The sequence below is a fragment of the Phaeovulum sp. W22_SRMD_FR3 genome (assembly GCF_052113705.1).
GTDB lineage: Bacteria > Pseudomonadota > Alphaproteobacteria > Rhodobacterales > Rhodobacteraceae > JBGQOG01.
The window spans coordinates 178,222-195,264 of record NZ_JBGQOG010000005.1; the positions used below are offsets into that span (position 1 = coordinate 178,222).

At 63.1% G+C, this 17,043-nt stretch carries 12 protein-coding genes; 11 read left to right on the forward strand and 1 reads right to left on the reverse strand.

Annotated features, from left to right (window positions below; translation table 11 throughout):
* Positions 1-16 precede the first annotated feature (16 nt).
* The 11 genes from ACEN2S_RS08920 to ACEN2S_RS08970 all read left to right on the forward strand — a co-directional run bounded on the left by ACEN2S_RS08920 (position 17) and on the right by ACEN2S_RS08970 (position 14,878).
* Positions 17-868: a helix-turn-helix domain-containing protein gene (locus tag ACEN2S_RS08920; RefSeq protein WP_441865168.1), complete on the forward strand. Its 852-nt coding sequence runs from the start codon at positions 17-19 to the stop codon at positions 866-868.
* 443 nt (positions 869-1,311) lie between these two features.
* On the forward strand, positions 1,312-2,712 hold the full coding sequence (locus ACEN2S_RS08925) for a phosphomannomutase (RefSeq protein ID WP_441865170.1): 1,401 nt from the start codon (positions 1,312-1,314) through the stop codon (positions 2,710-2,712).
* A gap of 58 nt (positions 2,713-2,770) precedes the next feature.
* A complete protein-coding gene (locus tag ACEN2S_RS08930) occupies positions 2,771-4,204 on the forward strand; it encodes a mannose-1-phosphate guanylyltransferase/mannose-6-phosphate isomerase (RefSeq protein WP_441865172.1) in 1,434 nt (477 codons plus the stop codon).
* A gap of 36 nt (positions 4,205-4,240) precedes the next feature.
* Positions 4,241-5,497: a nucleotide sugar dehydrogenase gene (locus tag ACEN2S_RS08935; RefSeq protein ID WP_441865505.1), complete on the forward strand. Its 1,257-nt coding sequence runs from the start codon at positions 4,241-4,243 to the stop codon at positions 5,495-5,497.
* Between the two features lie 7 nt (positions 5,498-5,504).
* Positions 5,505-6,626: an acyltransferase family protein gene (locus ACEN2S_RS08940; protein ID WP_441865173.1), complete on the forward strand. Its 1,122-nt coding sequence runs from the start codon at positions 5,505-5,507 to the stop codon at positions 6,624-6,626.
* On the forward strand, positions 6,626-7,894 hold the full coding sequence (locus ACEN2S_RS08945) for a glycosyltransferase family 4 protein (protein WP_441865175.1): 1,269 nt from the start codon (positions 6,626-6,628) through the stop codon (positions 7,892-7,894). The genes ACEN2S_RS08940 and ACEN2S_RS08945 overlap by 1 nt, the downstream gene beginning before the upstream one ends.
* Before the next feature lie 402 nt (positions 7,895-8,296).
* Positions 8,297-9,661, forward strand: a complete 1,365-nt coding sequence (locus ACEN2S_RS08950) for a lipopolysaccharide biosynthesis protein (protein ID WP_441865177.1) — start codon at positions 8,297-8,299, stop codon at positions 9,659-9,661.
* Positions 9,658-11,625 (forward strand): heparinase II/III domain-containing protein, encoded by a 1,968-nt coding sequence (locus tag ACEN2S_RS08955; RefSeq protein WP_441865179.1) that lies wholly within the window; start codon positions 9,658-9,660, stop codon positions 11,623-11,625. Before ACEN2S_RS08950 ends, ACEN2S_RS08955 begins: the two co-directional genes overlap by 4 nt.
* Entirely contained in the window at positions 11,618-12,982 is a 1,365-nt protein-coding gene (locus ACEN2S_RS08960) for an O-antigen ligase family protein (RefSeq protein WP_441865181.1), read from the forward strand. Before ACEN2S_RS08955 ends, ACEN2S_RS08960 begins: the two co-directional genes overlap by 8 nt.
* Entirely contained in the window at positions 12,979-13,818 is an 840-nt protein-coding gene (locus ACEN2S_RS08965) for a sulfotransferase family protein (RefSeq protein WP_441865184.1), read from the forward strand. The genes ACEN2S_RS08960 and ACEN2S_RS08965 overlap by 4 nt, the downstream gene beginning before the upstream one ends.
* A 34-nt stretch (positions 13,819-13,852) precedes the next feature.
* A complete protein-coding gene (locus tag ACEN2S_RS08970) occupies positions 13,853-14,878 on the forward strand; it encodes a glycosyltransferase (RefSeq protein ID WP_441865186.1) in 1,026 nt (341 codons plus the stop codon).
* Positions 14,879-15,308: 430 nt separating this feature from the next.
* Here ACEN2S_RS08970 and ggt read toward each other — a convergent pair whose 3' ends face one another.
* A complete protein-coding gene (ggt, locus tag ACEN2S_RS08975) occupies positions 15,309-17,000 on the reverse strand; it encodes a gamma-glutamyltransferase (protein WP_441865189.1) in 1,692 nt (563 codons plus the stop codon).
* Positions 17,001-17,043: the final 43 nt, after the last annotated feature.

The following is a 17,043-nucleotide window of genomic DNA, read 5'->3' on the forward strand; positions in this document are numbered from 1 at the left end:
ATGGCATTTTTGATACATGAATCAGGCCGTCCCCATCTATGCGCTTTACGGTGAAAGCGACGCTTTTCCCGACCTGTTGCATTGCGAAGAGATCACCGATCGTGCCTCGCTGCATGACTGGGAGATTGCCCCGCACCGCCACCCCAACCTGCATCAGGTCTTCGTGCTGCTCCGCGGTCAGGCGCAGATCCACGTGGACGGCACGGATCAAACGCCCGCGCTGCCGGTCATTCTCAGCGTGCCGCGCGGCGCGGTTCACAGTTTCACCTTTGCGCAGGGGACCGAGGGCTTTGTGCTGACCTTGCCGGTTGCCGAATTTCCGGCGGCATTTGGCGAAGGCTCTGCCCTGCGGGCGCCTCTGGCAAGATGGGGCATGGCGCCGCTCACCGATGAGCTGCGGGCTGCGGTTCTGGCGATCAGTGCCGAGCATGCGGGCGACGCCAAAGACCGCGCGGTGATGCTGCACGCGCGCGCCATGCAGCTTTTGTGTCACCTCACCCGGGGGCTGCCCGATGACGGCACCTCCACGCATTCAGACCGTCATATGGAGCGCTTTGATGCGCAGATCCGCGCGCATCTGCGGGATCACTGGACGCTGGCGGCCTATTGCGCGGCCTTGGCGATGACGCCCACGCATCTCAACCGGATCACGCGCCGGTGCGTCGGCCTGTCGGCCGCGCGCTATATCGAGACGCGGCTGTTTCACGAGGCTTGTCGCATGCTTGCCTATACGCGGATGGGGGTCGCGGAGGTCGGCTATTCGCTGGGGTTCAACGATCCCGCCTATTTTTCGCGCGCCTTCCGGCGACACACGGGCCAGACGCCGGGCGCCTACCGCGCGCGGTTCAATCCGCCCGGAACAGCCTGACGCCCCGGGCGCCCCCCCCCCCAACCACCACCCCTCGGTTTGGGGTGACCGGAAGGCCGCTGATGGCGCGGCCAAGCAGAGCCGGATGACGCAATGCCCCGCCGGGCCCTATCGCGTGAAATCCTCAATGTGATCGCGTCCGGGCCGCGGGTTCGATCCGCCGGATCAGAGGGAATCGCCATCGCGCCGAGCCTTTGTTCGGCGGGTGCCCAAAGGGTGGGTAGGGTGCAAAAGCAAACACCCCTGCTCAGAAGGATCCCTGTCAGAAAGTGACGAAGTGCTGCATTCTGGGGCCAGATCAAGCAGCTTCGACCCGGAAGATTTGGGCATTCTAGACTCGGAATCATTTAAGGTGTTCCAAAAGACGGCGTATTGCTGTCTGAAATTCTATTTTTGACAGGTTTGATTTGGGTCAACCTATTTGCAGTGAGAGGCAGTGGACGATGTCCGTAGCTACACCTAAATTTGGCACAAGCGGCCTGCGAGGGCTTGTGACCGCTTTGACCACCGAGTGCATCACCCAGTACACACATGCGTTTCTCGCGGCCTGCCCGGTCAGGACCGGGTTGTTTGTCGGGCGTGACCTGCGGGATTCGTCCGGGCGCATCGCGGGAGATGTCATCGCGGCGGCGCGTGCGGCGGGCGTTGACGTCACGGATTGTGGAGAGGTGCCGACCCCTGCACTGGCGCTGGCCTCGATGCGGGCTGGCGCGGCGGCGATCATGGTGACGGGCAGCCACATCCCGGCGGATCGCAACGGGCTGAAGTTTTATCTGCCGTCCGGCGAAATATCGAAATCCGACGAGACGGCGATTGTCGGGCATCTGGGCACAGCCGTTTCTGCCGCGGCCGAGGGCGCACTCACGCAGTACCCCGAGGCAGCATCCGACTATGTCGGGCGCTATGTCTCGGCCTTTGGCACGGACCTGTTCGCCGGGCTGCGGCTGGGGATCTATCAGCATTCATCGGTTGCGCGTGATCTGCTCTGCGACGTCGTGACCGGGTTGGGCGGCGACGCGGTGCCTCTGGCGCGTTCCGAAGTCTTCGTGCCCGTGGATACCGAAGCGGTTGACCCCGACACCCGGACGCAACTGGCCGCCTGGTGCGCCGAATACGGGCTCGATGCGGTGCTGTCGACCGACGGGGATGCCGACAGGCCGATGCTCGTCGATGCCACCGGCACGCTTGTCGCGGGCGATCTGTTGGGCGTGTTGACGGCGCAGGCGCTGGGGGCAGAGGTGATCTGCACGCCGGTGTCGTCGAATTCGATGGTGACCGAGCTTGGATTCCGGGCCGTTGAATTGACCCGGATCGGGTCTCCCTTCGTGATTGCCGCGATGGAAGGCTGTCTGGCGCAGGCGCCCGACGCGAAAGTGGTTGGGTTCGAGGCCAATGGCGGCTTCCTGCTCGGCTTTGACGCGCAGGGCCCGGCCGGCGCGCTGCCGGCGCTGATGACGCGGGATGCGTTCTTGCCGATGGTGGCGCCGCTTGCCTTTGCGCGGGCGCGCGGATGCGGCTTGGCGGAAATGCGGGGCGGCCTGCCTGCCCGGGTGACGGCCGCCGACCGGTTGACCGATATCCCGACGGAGGCGTCAAATGCCTTCCTCGATGCGCTGATCCACAGCCCTGAAAAGCGTGCAGCCTTTGTGGCGACGATGGGCGAGGAAGTCGCTGTCGATCTGACCGATGGCTTGCGCATCTATCTGGACGGCAAGCGTGTCGTGCATCTGCGGCCCTCGGGCAACGCGCCCGAATTCCGCGTCTATGCAGAGGCCGACAGCACCGAAAACGCGCGTATATTGCTTGCATCGGCACTTTCCTTGGTGGTTTCTGGGCTTGCATGATAAGGTTTGCGCTGCGGCGCGGCATTCAATTGACATGCTGATTGGGGACTGAGGTACGATGATCTATCCGACGATACTTTGTGGTGGTTCCGGAACGCGTCTTTGGCCGCTCTCCCGCAAAAGCTATCCCAAGCAATTTGTACCGCTTGTCGGCGCGCAAACGCTGTTTCAGGCCTCGGTGGAGCGTGTGGTGGGGGCCGAATTTGCGGCGCCGATCGTCCTCACCAACAGCGATTTCCGTTTCATCGTGACCGAGCAACTCGCCGAGTTGGGCATTGACCCGGGTGCGGTGCTGATCGAGCCGGAGGGCCGCAATACCGCCCCCGCAGTGCTGGCGGCGGCGCTTTATGCCCAATCCAACGATCCGGAAGCGGTGCTGCTCGTGATGCCGTCGGATCACGAAATTCCCGATTCCGCGGCGTTCAAGGCCGCGGTCGCCCGCGGATTGCCCGCGCTCGCCGAGGGCCGTATCGTGACCTTCGGGATCACCCCGTCGCGTCCCGAGACCGGCTATGGCTATCTCGAACTGGCCCAAAGCCCGACCGCCGCAGGAGAGCCCGTGGCACTGAGCCGGTTTGTCGAGAAGCCTGACCTCGCCAATGCACAAGCAATGCTCGACGCAGGGAATTTCCTGTGGAACGCGGGTATCTTCCTGTTCCGGGCGGCAGATATGGTTGCCGCTTTCGAAACGCATGCCCCCGAAGTTCTGTCGGCGGTGCGCGGGGCCACGGACGCCGCGAAGGCGGATCTGGGCTTCCTGCGGCTGGCGCCGGAATTCTGGTCGAAAGCGCCGGATATCTCGCTCGACTATGCGGTCATGGAAAAGGCGACGAACCTGTCCGTGGTGCAATTCGACGGCGAATGGTCCGATCTGGGCGGCTGGGATGCGGTTTGGTCGGGCAGCGCGCCGGATGAAACCGGTGTTGTGACCCGGGGCGCCGCGAGTGCGATCGACTGCAGCAACAGCCTTTTGCGGTCTGACAGCGACGGGTTGGAACTGGTCGGCATCGGATTGGAGAACATCATCGCCGTTGCGATGAACGATGCCGTGCTGGTGGCGGATATGAGCCGCGCACAGGATGTGAAAAAGGCGGTTGACCTGCTCAAGAGCCGTGCCGTCAAACAGGCTGTGCAGTTTCCCAAGGATCACCGCCCCTGGGGCTGGTTTGAAACGCTGGCACTTGCCGACCGCTTCCAGGTGAAGCGCATCGTTGTGCATCCCGGCGCCAGCCTGAGCCTGCAAAGCCACCACCACCGCTCCGAACATTGGATCGTGGTGCAGGGCACCGCAAAAGTGACGATTGATGACACGGTGAAACTCGTTACTGAAAATCAATCCGTTTACATCCCCCTCGGGTCGCTCCATCGGATGGAGAACCCCGGTAAGGTGCCGATGGTGCTTATTGAAGTGCAGACCGGGACCTACCTCGGTGAAGACGATATTGTACGCTATGAAGACGTTTACGCCCGCGGTCAGGGCGCCAAGGGCTAATCAAGAACACAATCGGGGAAGAACACGAAGGTCGCAATTTTCGGCCTGGGCTATGGCGGGTTCACAGCTGCTTGCTGTATTGCAAGTGAAGGTCATTCGGTGGTGGGTGCGGACGCCTCGGATGTCAAAATCGCCGATATCGCGCGGGGCGTTGCGCCCTTCGAGGAGCCGGGCCTGCAAGAGTTGATGAAAACGGCGCTGGACGCCAACTTGCTGTCGGCCACCAAGTCGGTGTCAGAGGCGCTTGTCGGCACCGATCTGGCCATCGTTTGCGTGGGCACGCCCTCGGGGCCGAACGGCGCGCATGACATGCGCTACATCGCCGATGTCACGCGCCAGATTGCGCAGGCGCTGTTGGAAATGCCGGGCACTTCCCTGACGGTTTCCTACCGCTCGACCATGCGTCCGGGCACGATTGCGCGGCTGATTTCGCCGATTTTCCGGTCGATCGTCGGTGCCGATTGGGAAAGCCGCGTGGATCTGGTCTACAACCCCGAATTCCTGCGCGAGGCCACCGCGATCGCGGATTACTTCAATCCGCCCAAGATCGTCATCGGCACCCGCACCGGCGAGCCTTCGGCGGTGATGGACAAATTGCATGAGAACATCGAGGCATCGGTCTTTTACACCGGCTTTGAAGAGGCCGAACTGACCAAGTTTGTCGACAATTCCTGGCATGCCGTCAAAGTCGCCTTCGCGAATGAGGTTGGCCGGGTGTGCGAAAAGCTTGGCATCTCGGCCACGAAAGTGCACGAGATTCTCGTCTCGGACACCAAGCTGAACATCTCGTCCTATTACACCCGTCCGGGGGGTGCGTTCGGGGGCTCTTGCCTGCCCAAAGATGTGCGCGCGCTGAATTTCATCGCCTCGGATGTCAATGCGCAGACCCATTTGCTGGACAGCCTGCTGCGCTCGAACGAGGCGCATAAGAACCACCAGTTCGAGAATGCCCTCAAGCGGCTTCCGGCGGGGGGTGGCAAGGTGCTGATGGCGGGGCTGGCGTTCAAAGCGGACACGGACGATCTGCGCGAAAGCCCCAACGTCGACCTCGCGCGCAAGTTTCTTGAGGCGGGCTATGAGCTGCGGGTGTTCGACCCCAAACTTGAGCCGGCACGTCTGCGTGGCCAGAACCTTGGGTATGTTTACTCTGCGCTGCCCACGATCGATGAACTGCTGATCGACAAGGCCGAAGCCGAGGCCGGTGATTGGGATCTGGTGGTCGTCAATAATGCGACCGGCAAGTTGCTCGACCTGACAAACCGCGCGGTTTACGCCACCCACTCGATCGTGTGAGCAATTGATGGTCAATGCCTCCCAAAAGACGCAGGTGCTCGAGCGGTGGCTGATGTCGCCGCGCTGGTGTCTGCCTGCGCTTGCCGTGGTTTGGGTGGCATTGGTTCACAGTTCGGAACAAATCGGCGCACCCCTGATTTTCCGTCCTGAGGCCGGAAATTTCGGGGTCGATATCTTCTTCGTGATCTCTGGCTTCATCATGGTCTACACCTCGGAGATGAAACGCCAGTCTGCGGTGAAGTTCATGCTCGACCGCATCGCCCGCATTGTCCCGAACTACTGGTTTTTCACGCTGCTCATGGCGGCCGGGGCGCTGATCGCCCCGAGCCTCCTGCGCAACAGCGAGTTCGGCGTTACGCATCTGATCATGTCGATGTTCTTCATGCCGCATGTCAATCCGGCGACGCTGACCTATTCGCCGCTGCTCCGTCTGGGGTGGACGCTGAACATGGAGATGATGTTCTACGCGCTGTTCGCCATCGGCATTGCCATCAGCTTCCGGCGGCGTGTCGTGATTGCGGCAGGGCTGGTGCTGGCGGTGTTTCTGGCAAGTCTGGCCGCGACGCTTCTGTTTGCCTCGGCACCCGCACCGTTGCAGTTCTGGAGCCAGGACATATTGCTCGAGTTCATTCTCGGCATGGCGGCTGGCAAGTTGTTTTTCCACAACAAACTGCCGGTCATCCCGGCACCCTTTGCCTGGGCGCTGATCGTCCTGTCGCTTGTGGCGGCCTATGGATTGACGGATCTGGTTGTGCGAACCGACCTGAGAGGAATTTTCTGGGGCCCCCTTGCGGTCGCCATCATTGTGGCGGGGCTGTCGCTTGAACCCAAGCGTGCGCCAAATCTGTTCATGCGGACGGCTGGCGCGATAGGGAACGCTTCCTACTCGATATATCTCTCCCATATTTTCGTGTTTACCGTGGCACGCGTCGCCTGGAAGGCCCTCAAACTGCCCGCCACCAGCTATCTGGATCAGGCAATCTACCAGACAGCAGTGATCGGCATCGCGTTTGTGATCGGATATTACGTCTATCGCTGGGTCGAAACCCCCCTGACCCATATTGCCCGCTACGGCCTGCGCGGCGCCCTTGGTGGCGGCGCGGCCATTGCAACAAAGAGGAATAGTTAGTGGATTTGCCAACGGAAAGCCTCGACACCCAACTCGCCCACCGCCCGCTTGAGGGTCGGCGCGTCTTGATTGTGGTCGAAAACCTGCCCGTGCCCTTTGATCGGCGGGTCTGGATGGAGGCGCGCACCCTGAAAGCCGCAGGGGCTGCTGTCTCTGTGATTTGTCCCACCGGCAAAGGCCATGAGGCGCGCGAAGAGGTCATCGAGGGGATCGCCGTCTACCGGCACGCGCTGCCGCTCGATGCGTCGGGGGCCTTGGGTTACCTTCTCGAATACAGCGCGGCGCTCTGGCATGAGTTCAGGCTCACGTTGAAAGTGCTGCGCAAGCAAGGCATCGACGTGATCCAGGGCTGCAATCCGCCCGATCTGATCTGCATCGTCGCGATGCCCTTCAAGCTGTTCGGCATCCGCTATGTGTTTGATCACCATGACATCAATCCCGAACTCTACGAGGCGAAATTTGGCAAGCGCGGCTTTTTCTGGAAGCTGATGGTGGCTTTCGAGCGGCTGACCTTCCGCACCGCCGATGTGTCGATTGCCACGAATGAAAGCTACCGCAAGATCGCGATTGAGCGCGGCGGCATGGCGCCGGAAAACGTCTTCGTGGTGCGGTCGGGCCCCGATCTCAGCCGCCTGGTGCCGGTGGCGCCGCAGCCGAAATGGCGCAACGGACGCCAGCATCTGGTTGGCTATGTGGGCGTTATGGGCGATCAGGAAGGCATTGATCTGCTGCTGGAATCCATCGCCTATCTTGTGAAGGACCGCGGCCGGGACGATATCCAGTTCGTCTTGGTCGGGGGCGGGCCGTCGCTGCAGAAATTGCAGGAAATGACGGCGTCGATGGGCCTCTCTGATTATGTCACCTTTACCGGCCGCGCGCCTGATGCCGATCTTTTTGAAGTGCTGTCGAGCGCGGATGTTTGCGTCAATCCTGATCGCGTGAACCCGATGAACGACAAATCCACGATGAACAAGATCCTGGAATACATGGCTTTTGAGCGGCCCATCGTGCAATACGAGGTCACAGAGGGCCGGTATTCGGCGGGTGAGGCCTCGCTCTATGCCGTGCCCAACGATATCGTCGACTTTGCCAGCAAGATTGAAGAATTGCTCGCAGATCCGGCGCGTCGGGCAGAGATGGGCCGCATTGGCCGCGCGCGCGTCGAGACCCAGTTTGCCTGGCCACATCAGGTGCCGCAACTGATCGCGGCCTACCAACGTGCGCTGGCGAAAAATCCGGCGGTAAAACGGAGCGAGGCCGTCCAATGACCGGGGCGGTACTGCGGTCGCCACAAGATGCCCATCCTGTGCGGCGCGAACCAGGGTGCCCCTTGCTCGGGGCCCCGGACTGCTGCCGCGGGTTGCGCAGAGGCGATGCGGTATCATGCAAGGGTTGACTTGCCTGCGGGCGGTGCGCCGGTGGCAAGGGGCGCGTTTGCGGGGCGACAGTGCCGCCTTGCCTTTGGTCGGTGACCGCAGGGCGGGCGCTCTCCTGAACTGGGAGGCCCGGATGTTGCGGGAAACAACGGCCATGCAAGGTGGTTCTTGCGCAGTTGGCGCCAACCGCGGCGTTGCAGTCGAGATCTGCCGTCAGCAGCGCACAGGCGGTTTCCGGCCGGTTGCGCAGCACGCCGCCCAGACCATCGCGACCAGTCATCATCGGGGCTATGCATGAGCAAACAACGCCAAGGCCGAGAGATGAAATCGGGTGCCACAGTGATCGCGCTGCGCATCGGCGCGGCGGGTCTGGCCTATGCGCTTGTGGTGGTGCTGGCACGTTGGCTGACAGCAGAAGACTTCGGCCATTATTCGATGATCATCTCCGTGATGACGATCACGGCTTTCGTCGCGCGTCTCGGGGCCGATATTGGCGTGGTGCGGTTTCTGGGTCTCTATCGGGCGAATGGTCAGGCTGATCTGGCCGAGGGCCTGGTGCGCACCGCGACGCGGGCGGTCATCGGCCTCTCGGTCACCATTGGGTTGATCGCTTCGGTGGCGGCGTGGTTTTGGCCCGGGCTGTCGGACAAGCCCTTTCCCTACATCGTGTCGGCTCTTCTCGTCTTTCCGGCCTTCACCTTGACGGATGTCATGAGTGGCGTCCTGCGCAGCTATGGCGAGAATGTGTCCGCATTGGCGCCCAAGGATATTTATTGGCGGGTGGCAACGGTTGTCGTTGCGGGGGTGGTTGTGTTGCTGGCGCTGCCGGAGGGCACCGCCCTGACGGTGCTGATGGCGGGCTCCGGCATTTCACTCATGGTCCTGACCTTTTTGCAATACCGCAAGCAAGCTGCCTTGCGCCTGCGTCGGGACGGCAAAATTACCCAGATCCGGACGGATATTCCCGCCTGGACGGCAAGCGCAAAACACCTGTTGGTCGGCTCGTTTGCCCGCAATGCCGCCCGGACATTCGATGTCTTGCTGGTGGGTGCGCTGCTGTCGGTGCCGCTTGCCGGGGCCTATTTTGCGGTCAGCCGCACGGCTGAGCTTCTGGGTTTCATGCTCTCGGCGTTGAACATGATCGTGGGGCCCACCGTGGCGCGCGGCACGGCGGAGGGCCGGATCGAGGAAACCCAGCGCAAGTTGTCCTTGCTTGCCGTGTTTTTGCTCGCGACCTCCGCGGCGCTGATGCTCGCCTTCATCTTCTTTGGCCGCACCATTCTCGCGCTGATGGATCCTGATTTCGTGCAGGCCTATCCTGCCTTGCTGATCTTGTCGCTCGGGCAATGCGTGAATGTGTTTGTCGGCAGCTCGGGTGTCGTGCTGAATATGACCGGTCACGAACGGGTCAGTGCCCGCGTCCAGTTGATCACGATGCCGGTCAGCCTGATTTTGCTGGCCATCTTTACGCCGCTGTTTGGCTTGAACGGTACGGCTCTGGCCAGCACGATCGGAATCTCCATTTGGAATATCTGGCTGTGGATTGAGGTTTTGCGACTGACCCCTTACGACCCATCCATACTCGGGGTGCGGTGGCTTTTCCGCAAAGGCGGGCGCCGGACCGCCGATGACAGCACCGCAGGAGGGGAACGGGGATGAACGCAAAGCTGCTTTGGTATGTAAACCGGTTGCGCGCGATGTCCGTGCCGGAACTGGCGCATCGGTTGCGCGAACGCCGCCTGCGCAAGGCGGGCCGCGCCATCGGTGCCGCGCGGTTCGCACAGACGGGGGCGGTCCGGGCTGGGGCAATGCCTTTTGATCCGGATCGTTTTGACGCCCTCGCGCGCGAGGCGGTGCCGGAATGGCGCGCCGAAGTGGCACGCGCCCAGGCCGGGGCCTGGCATTTCCTCGGAACCGACTGGCCGCAAACGCCGCTCGACCGCTTGTGGCACCTTGATCCGTCCAGCGGCCTTGACTGGCCCGCCGAGCCATATTGCTTTGACATCAATTACCGCCACCAATCGCGCCTCGGCGACATCAAATTTGTCTGGGAAGTGAACCGCCTGCAAATTCTCCCGGTCGCGGCGGCACTGGCCCGCGCGGATGGTGACACGCAGGCCCGCGATTTCGCGCTCTCCCTGATCGACAGTTGGATCGCGGCAAACCCGCCCTATCGGGGGGTGAACTGGTGCTCGGGCATCGAATTGGCCATCCGCGCGGTGAACATCCTTGCCGCCGTGGCCCTTCTGGGGCCGGAAACGCTCTCCCCGGACCTTGGGCGCCGCCTTGTCGAAAGCCTGGATGCGCATCGCTTCTGGCTTGCCCGGTATCCGTCACGCTTTTCATCCGCCAACAACCACCGGATTGCCGAACTGGCGGCTCTGCACATTCTGGGCCGCTGCATGCCGGACCTTACGGGCGCGCGGGCCGAGGCGGATGCGTCCTGGCGCGAATTGATGGCAGAGGCGCTCTTGCAAATTCACCCCGATGGGGTCGGGGCCGAGCAATCGCCCACCTACACCAGCTTTACGCTCGAATGGCTCGCACTGTCGGTCGCCGTCGGGCGGGATGCGGGCGACATTGTGCCCGCCGAGGTCACGGCCCGGCTGACGGCCGCGGCAACGGTGCTGCATGTCATGGCGGATACGCTGGGCAACCTGCCGCGGATTGGCGACGATGACGAAGGCCGGGTTTTGCTGTCTGGTGCGGCGCGCGAAGCGGATTATCCGGCGCTGATCCTGTCGTCCTTGTCAGCGCTATTGGCGCGCCCGGATCTTGCCCCCCGGCGCGACCGCGCACATTTGCGCCAGCTCTGGCTGGGGCGCGCTGATGCGGGGGCAGTCCCCGCCGAAGGGGTTCGCCATTTCGATGCGGGCGGCTATTCCGTCGTGCGCAGCACCATTGCGGGCCGCGAAAGCATTCTCTGCGTTGATCACGGCCCCCTGGGCTTTCTGGCCATTGCGGCGCATGGCCATGCCGATGCGCTGGCCGTATGGTGGCACCTTGACGACCAGCCGGTGCTGATTGATGCCGGGACCTATCTGTACCACGCCGGCGGCAGCATCCGCGATCGGTTCCGGGGCACGGCGGTCCACAACACGCTCTGTCTCGACGGGGTGGATCAGAGCACGATTTCGGGGGCTTTCAACTGGTCACGCAAGGCTCAGGCCCGGCGCATCGCGCGTGCTGATGCGACGATTGAAGCCGTGCATGACGGGTACAGCGGCCAAGGTGTCTTGCATCATCGCAGCATCACCCCGGTCGCGGATGGATACGAAATTCGGGACTGGCTCTCGGGCACGCCAGCCCGCGCCGAGGCTGTGGCGACCCTGCATTGGCTGATCGCGCCGGAACTGACCCTGCATCAGGAGGGATCGGGGGTCGTGCTGCGGCGGGACGCGGAGGCCGTGATGCGCATTGACGCCTTCCGGGCAGACGCGACACAAAACCCTCAGCCGGAGCCTGTGCCGCTCGAGATCATGGCGGCCGAAGTGTCTCCCGATTTTGGACGCCGCGCTGATACCCAAGCGCTCAGCATGAGCCTGCCTGCCCGCGCCTTCGCGGCCGGGGGCGTGGTCACCCGCTTTACCGTTCTGGCAGGGTCGCGTCAGTCTCATGAATAGTCCGGCGTCCCCCCTTGCCTATGCCGACCAGCTGAGCGCCGCCCGGCCCGACACTGTTGGCCGGGCGGCCGCAGTGATCACCATATTGGCCGTTCTCTTTTTCTCCGGCGCGTTTTTTGAGCAATTGCTTATTGGCAGCGGTGCGGGCGGTGGGATTTCCCTGCAGGTTCGGATCCTGAATGCGGCAAAACTGCTTCCTGTCTATATCGCCGCGTTTTGGTGGCTCGCGCGGTATCGGCGGCTGGCCGCTCCGGTGCTGCATGCATATTTGCTGGTCTGGCTGTTTCTCATCTACTTTCTGCTGAACGGGATGTTTCGCCCGGAGGCGTTGCTGAACGTCGGGCTGTGGATCCCGTCGCTGATGGTGTTCGTGTCCGGCATTGGCATTTCGCTGCGCATGGATTTCCCGCGTTTCGTGCGCCTGCTGTCGGGCACGCTGTTGGTGGTCGGTGTCGCTTCGTTGGTCTATATCTATTTTATCCCGTCCATGGGGCTGATGCAGGGCCGTGGTGCCGTGGGAGATGACCTCAGCAACTCTTCCCTTTATGGGGTGCCGCAAGGGGTCTTTATTCACAAGAACAAGCTTGCGGATGCGATGGCGATGGGGGTGATCATTGCCATCGGTGCGCGGGGCATTATTTCCACGCGCTACCGTATCGTGCTGTTCTCGCTTTCATTCTTTTTGTTGCTGCAGGCAGGGTCTGCCAACAAACTGATGGGAGTGGTGGGTGCCTTTGCCGCGCTGTTGACCTGGCGGTTGCTGATCGGGCTGACCCGCTCGCGTATCGGCGCAAAGATCATGTTGTTCTTGCTCTTGGCGATCTTTGCGTTCTCGATCCCGCTGCTCATCGACATCGCGCTGACGGCCCTTGGCAAAGACGTGACGCTGACCGGGCGCGTCTACGTCTGGGCCACGGCCGAGCGCGCGATTTCACTGCAGCCGATCTTTGGATATGGCCCGGTCTCGATCTGGGATGGTCCGCTTGGTTTTATTCCTGAGCTGCCCTATTTCAAGGCTCCGCACGCGCATAATGTGTTGCTCGAAGTGACCCTGCAATCCGGGGTCTTGGGGGGGATCCTTGCGACAGCTGCCATCCTGTCGCTCTCCAATCAGGTCTTGTCCTGCGTCGACACCCGTAGTCCGCGCTTCACTCTGGCCCTGATGGTGCTGGTTTCGATGCTGCTCCGCTCGACGTTTGAGTTCAACTTTTTCAGCGGCAGCGATTTTTCGGTGTTTATTTTCGCCGGACTATTCAGCTACTTGGTTCTTGATACACGCATTGCGCCAGCAAAAGCTGCAGCATTTGCCCCAGCAGCCGGACAGGCATGGCGCCGTCCCGCGGAGTTTAGGCAATGAAACGGTTCTTTCTCGTCGGTTCTCCCCGCTCGGGCACGACATTGCTGCAAAGCCTGCTGGGATGTTCGCCTGAGCTGACAACCTTTCAGGAATCGCATCTGTATTCGCATGCGCTGTCGCGTCGTCTGCCGGTGCTGGTGCCGCTGCGGTCGCCTGTGGCGCTGGCCCGGCGCTTTTACACCGAGAACGGCATTGATCCCGCGGCACTGCCCGCGTTCTTCGCCCCGGCACGGCTGTCGTCGCGCGCCATCGCGCGCTACTTTCTCGAGGTGCTGGATCGCGCGGCGAGCAGCCGTGGCCGCACGGCCTGGCTTGAAAAGACACCGCGCCACCTGCTCTACACCGATCTGATCGAGACCGCGGCGCAATCGGTGCGTAAACCCGTGCAGTTCATCCATTTGGTGCGCGATGGTGTCGGGGTCGCGTCATCCCTCGCCAAGGCCTCGCAAAGCTGGAACCGGCCCACGGATCCTGCCGATGCGCTCGCGCGGTGGCAAAAGGAAGTTCGGCTGACGCGCGCGCTGATGGGCCGGGCCAACCACCATCTGGTGATCTACGAACATCTCGTGAAGACGCCCGAAGCCGTCGCCCTGTCGCTGGCGCGCAAATGCGGTTTTGAGCTGAGCGAGGCCGACCTTCTGCGCCGCACTGAAGTGTTGTCAGAGATTGTGCGTGCCGATGAGAGCTGGAAAACCGACACTGCCCAACATGGGATCGGTCAGCTTGACCGGGCCGCCACCCATATCGGCGCGGAACAGGTCGCTCAACTTGAAACGACGATTGACCGCCGCGACTACGATTGGTTGTGCGACCACGCATTGGCCGCCAGAGCATAGTCCTCCGCCGCATATTTTTGGGAATTTGATTAGCATGAACAACGCCACTGCCCTGACCGAACCGCCCGTTGCCCCGCTTGCGGGGGGCCTGATGATCACCTGGAAACGCGAGTGCTATCGCTCTATGGCGACGTCGCGTAGTTTGGGCGTGCCGCTGGAATTGATCAGCCGGGGGCGGCCGGGGGGCAAACTGGCCAAGGCCTGGGGCTATGTCCGCAATATCGGCGCGACAATCAGCTGTCTGATGCGCCGTCGCCCCAAAGCGGTGATCTGCCTGAACCAGCCGCCTTTCCTGCCAATGGTCTGCGCCCTCTACTGCAAGCTGACCGGGGCGCCGCTGATCCTGGATTTTCATTCCGGCGCGCTGACCATTCCCTATTGGCGCCCGTTTGTGCCCTTCTATCGGCGACTTGTGCGCAAGGCGCCGTTCACGCTGGTGCACAACCGTTTTGACGGCGAGGTCATGGCCGAATGGGGCGGTCGTCCCATCCATATGATCGCGCTGCCGCAAAGCGAATTTCCGGGCGTGCGCTACGCGCCGCGTGCGGGCCGTCCGTTGATTTTCTTCGTCTGTTCCTTTGCAGAAGACGAGCCTATCGACATTGCGCTCAACGCGATGCGGGCGATGCCCGAGGTTGATTTCGTGATCTCGGGCAACTACCGCAAGCGCGGCCTGTCGCCGGATCAGATGCCTGCAAACATTCGGCTGGCGGGCTTTATGGACTATGCCGACTATCTGGCAACCATGGCCGAAGCCTCGGCGATGCTGACCTTGTCCACCCGGGCACATATCATGCAAATGGCGGTGCACGAGGCGATGACCATCGGCACGCCGGTGGTGACGAACACATCGAGCACGCTGGAAGAGGTGCTGGGGGCCGGTGGTATTCTGACCGAAATTGACGCGCCGTCGCTGGTTGCTGCGATGCGGCAGGCGATTGAGCGTCAGGCAGAGCTTGCGGCCGGGATGGCGGCCGCCAAGCCGCGGGTGTGGCAGCAGATTGCGGATGAATTGGCAGCGCTCCGGCGCGGCCGGGCCGATCTCTTCGCGGCACAATAATCGCCAGGCACCGCATCTGTGACGCCGGATCGGGGAAGGCCACGCCGGCGTCCGGGATCCTTGGGCGCGTCACGAGTGTCGCCCGCAGTCCCTACCGCAGGCCGTCATCGGCGCCAGACCGCCGTCCGGGCGAAATGGGTTTGCAGGTCTGCGGCTGCGCTTCCCGACGGGGGAGGCGCGTCCGGCGTATCTGATCTCTGGGGTCGGGTTCCGGGGAGCCTTCCTCTCTCATGGCGGTTTCTGGGCCTGTCCGGGCCAGATGGGCGGCAAATTGCCTCCGCTGTCAGCTCCGGGGCGGTGCCTCCCGGCTCCGGCGATCCACCCCGCGCAGTGGCATGTTGCCGCCAGCCTCCGATGGTTTGCTTTTGCTCTGAAGGCACCCAGCCGGGCCTTGATCCCGGGAGCGACGGGGGGACGTGCTCCGGTGGTTTCAGGTCGTGCCCGGATTGATCGCCGGAGCCTTGTCGGGCCAGAACCGCACGCCGGGTCGCGCCAGACCGCCACCGGTGGCCGCCACCGTGCCATCTGCGCGCCAGCAGGCGGCACCGGTCATCGTTTCGCCAAAGGCAATCGCATTCATCCCGCCGCCGATATGCGGCATCACCCGCACCTCATGCCCCATAGCCTCCAGCGCGGCCTGCTGCGGCGCATAGGCCTGTTCGATCTCCACTTCCTGCCCTTGCGTCCAGATGCGCGGGGCTTCAACCGCCTCTTGCAGGCTCATGCCGTGGTCGATCAGGTTGACGATCGCCTGCAGCGCAGAGGGAAAGATCCGCAAACCGCCCGGCAACCCCAGCGCAAAGACCGGCGCGCCATCCTTCATCAGGATCATCGGGGCCATTGAGGTGGGCACCCGCTTGCCGGGCACCACCGAGAGGGCGCGGCCCGGATGCGGGTCGAAATTGCTCATGTAATTGTTGGGGATGATGCCGGTGCCGGGCACGGCAAAGCGCGCGCCGAAAAGGCCGTTGATCGTATGGGTGGCGCTGACGATGTTCCCCTCGCGGTCGGCCACGGTGATATGGGTGGTATCGTGGCTCTCATAACCGGGGCTGCGGGGCGCGGGCAAAGCGGCGGCGCGGCGGATCTGCGCGCGGCACTCGGCGGCATAGGATTTTGAGGTCAGCCGCTCGACCGGCACATCGACAAAGGCCGGATCGCCCGAATGTGCGCGGCGGTCGGCAAAGGCGATGCGGATCACCTCGACCAGCAGATGCAGGCTTTCCGGGCTGCCAAAGCCCATGCCCGCCACATCATAGCCCTCAAGCATGTTCAGCATCTGCGTCACATGCACGCCGGAAGAGGCGGGGGGCGGCGGTCCGGCAATCTCGAACCCGCGGTAGCTGCCGATGATCGGCGCGCGCTCAATCGGTCGATAGGCGCGCAGATCATCCATGCTCACCCAGCCCGCATCGGCGCCGCCGGTCTGCATCCGCGCGGCAAGGGCTGCCCCCAAGGCACCGTCATGCAGGGCAGCCGCCCCCTCACGCTGGATCAGCCGCAGGCTCTCGGCATAATCGCCCATCATCAGCCGGTCACCGGGTGCGGGCGCGCGGCCCCCCGGCAGCAGGATGCGGGCGATTTCGGCGTCTTGCGACAGCTCGCCCGCCGCCTCGCCAATCGCGCCCGAGAGGTAATGTGTCACCGCAAAGCCGCGCGCCGCCAGCCGGATCGCGGGTTCCACCACATCCGCCCAGGGCAAGCGGCCATAGCGCGCCTGCATCTGATGCCAGCCCGCAAGGTTGCCCGGCACCGCCACCGCAGAGGCGCCGATCATGTTGCGCCGCCCGACGGCCTCCATATAGAGGGCCGGATCATCGGAGACCGGCGTGTAAATTTCAGGGTGCATCGTGGCTGCCGCCGAGGAAAGCGCGTCCACCACCAGATGCCGCCCATCGGCCAGCCGCAGATGCGAAAGGCCACCGCCCGCAATGCCCACCATCATCGGCTCGACCACGGTCAGCGCCAGAAGGGCGGCCACCGCCGCATCCACCGCATTGCCCCCCGCCGCCAGCATCTCGGACCCCGCCGCCGAGCCCAGGGGATGGTTGGTGACCACCATGCCGCCCGCACCGCTGGCGGGTGTTTTCTCGCAGGTAAAGGGCAGGGGCTTTGCGGGCATGGGGGGTCTCATCTGTTGTCTCGTCAATAGGGTAGCCGGGGTG

Bases quoted from the DNA above. Each gene is read 5' to 3' on its own strand.
- ACEN2S_RS08960 (WP_441865181.1), top strand. From the start codon at position 11,618: ATGAATAGTCCGGCGTCCCCCCTTGCCTATGCCGACCAGCTGAGCGCC.
- ACEN2S_RS08950 (WP_441865177.1), top strand. From the start codon at position 8,297: ATGAGCAAACAACGCCAAGGCCGAGAGATGAAATCGGGTGCCACAGTG.
- ggt (WP_441865189.1), bottom strand. From the start codon at position 17,000: ATGCCCGCAAAGCCCCTGCCCTTTACCTGCGAGAAAACACCCGCCAGC.
- ACEN2S_RS08940 (WP_441865173.1), top strand. From the start codon at position 5,505: ATGGTCAATGCCTCCCAAAAGACGCAGGTGCTCGAGCGGTGGCTGATG.
- ACEN2S_RS08920 (WP_441865168.1), top strand. From the start codon at position 17: ATGAATCAGGCCGTCCCCATCTATGCGCTTTACGGTGAAAGCGACGCT.
- ACEN2S_RS08930 (WP_441865172.1), top strand. From the start codon at position 2,771: ATGATCTATCCGACGATACTTTGTGGTGGTTCCGGAACGCGTCTTTGG.
- ACEN2S_RS08955 (WP_441865179.1), top strand. From the start codon at position 9,658: ATGAACGCAAAGCTGCTTTGGTATGTAAACCGGTTGCGCGCGATGTCC.
- ACEN2S_RS08965 (WP_441865184.1), top strand. From the start codon at position 12,979: ATGAAACGGTTCTTTCTCGTCGGTTCTCCCCGCTCGGGCACGACATTG.
- ACEN2S_RS08970 (WP_441865186.1), top strand. From the start codon at position 13,853: ATGAACAACGCCACTGCCCTGACCGAACCGCCCGTTGCCCCGCTTGCG.
- ACEN2S_RS08925 (WP_441865170.1), top strand. From the start codon at position 1,312: ATGTCCGTAGCTACACCTAAATTTGGCACAAGCGGCCTGCGAGGGCTT.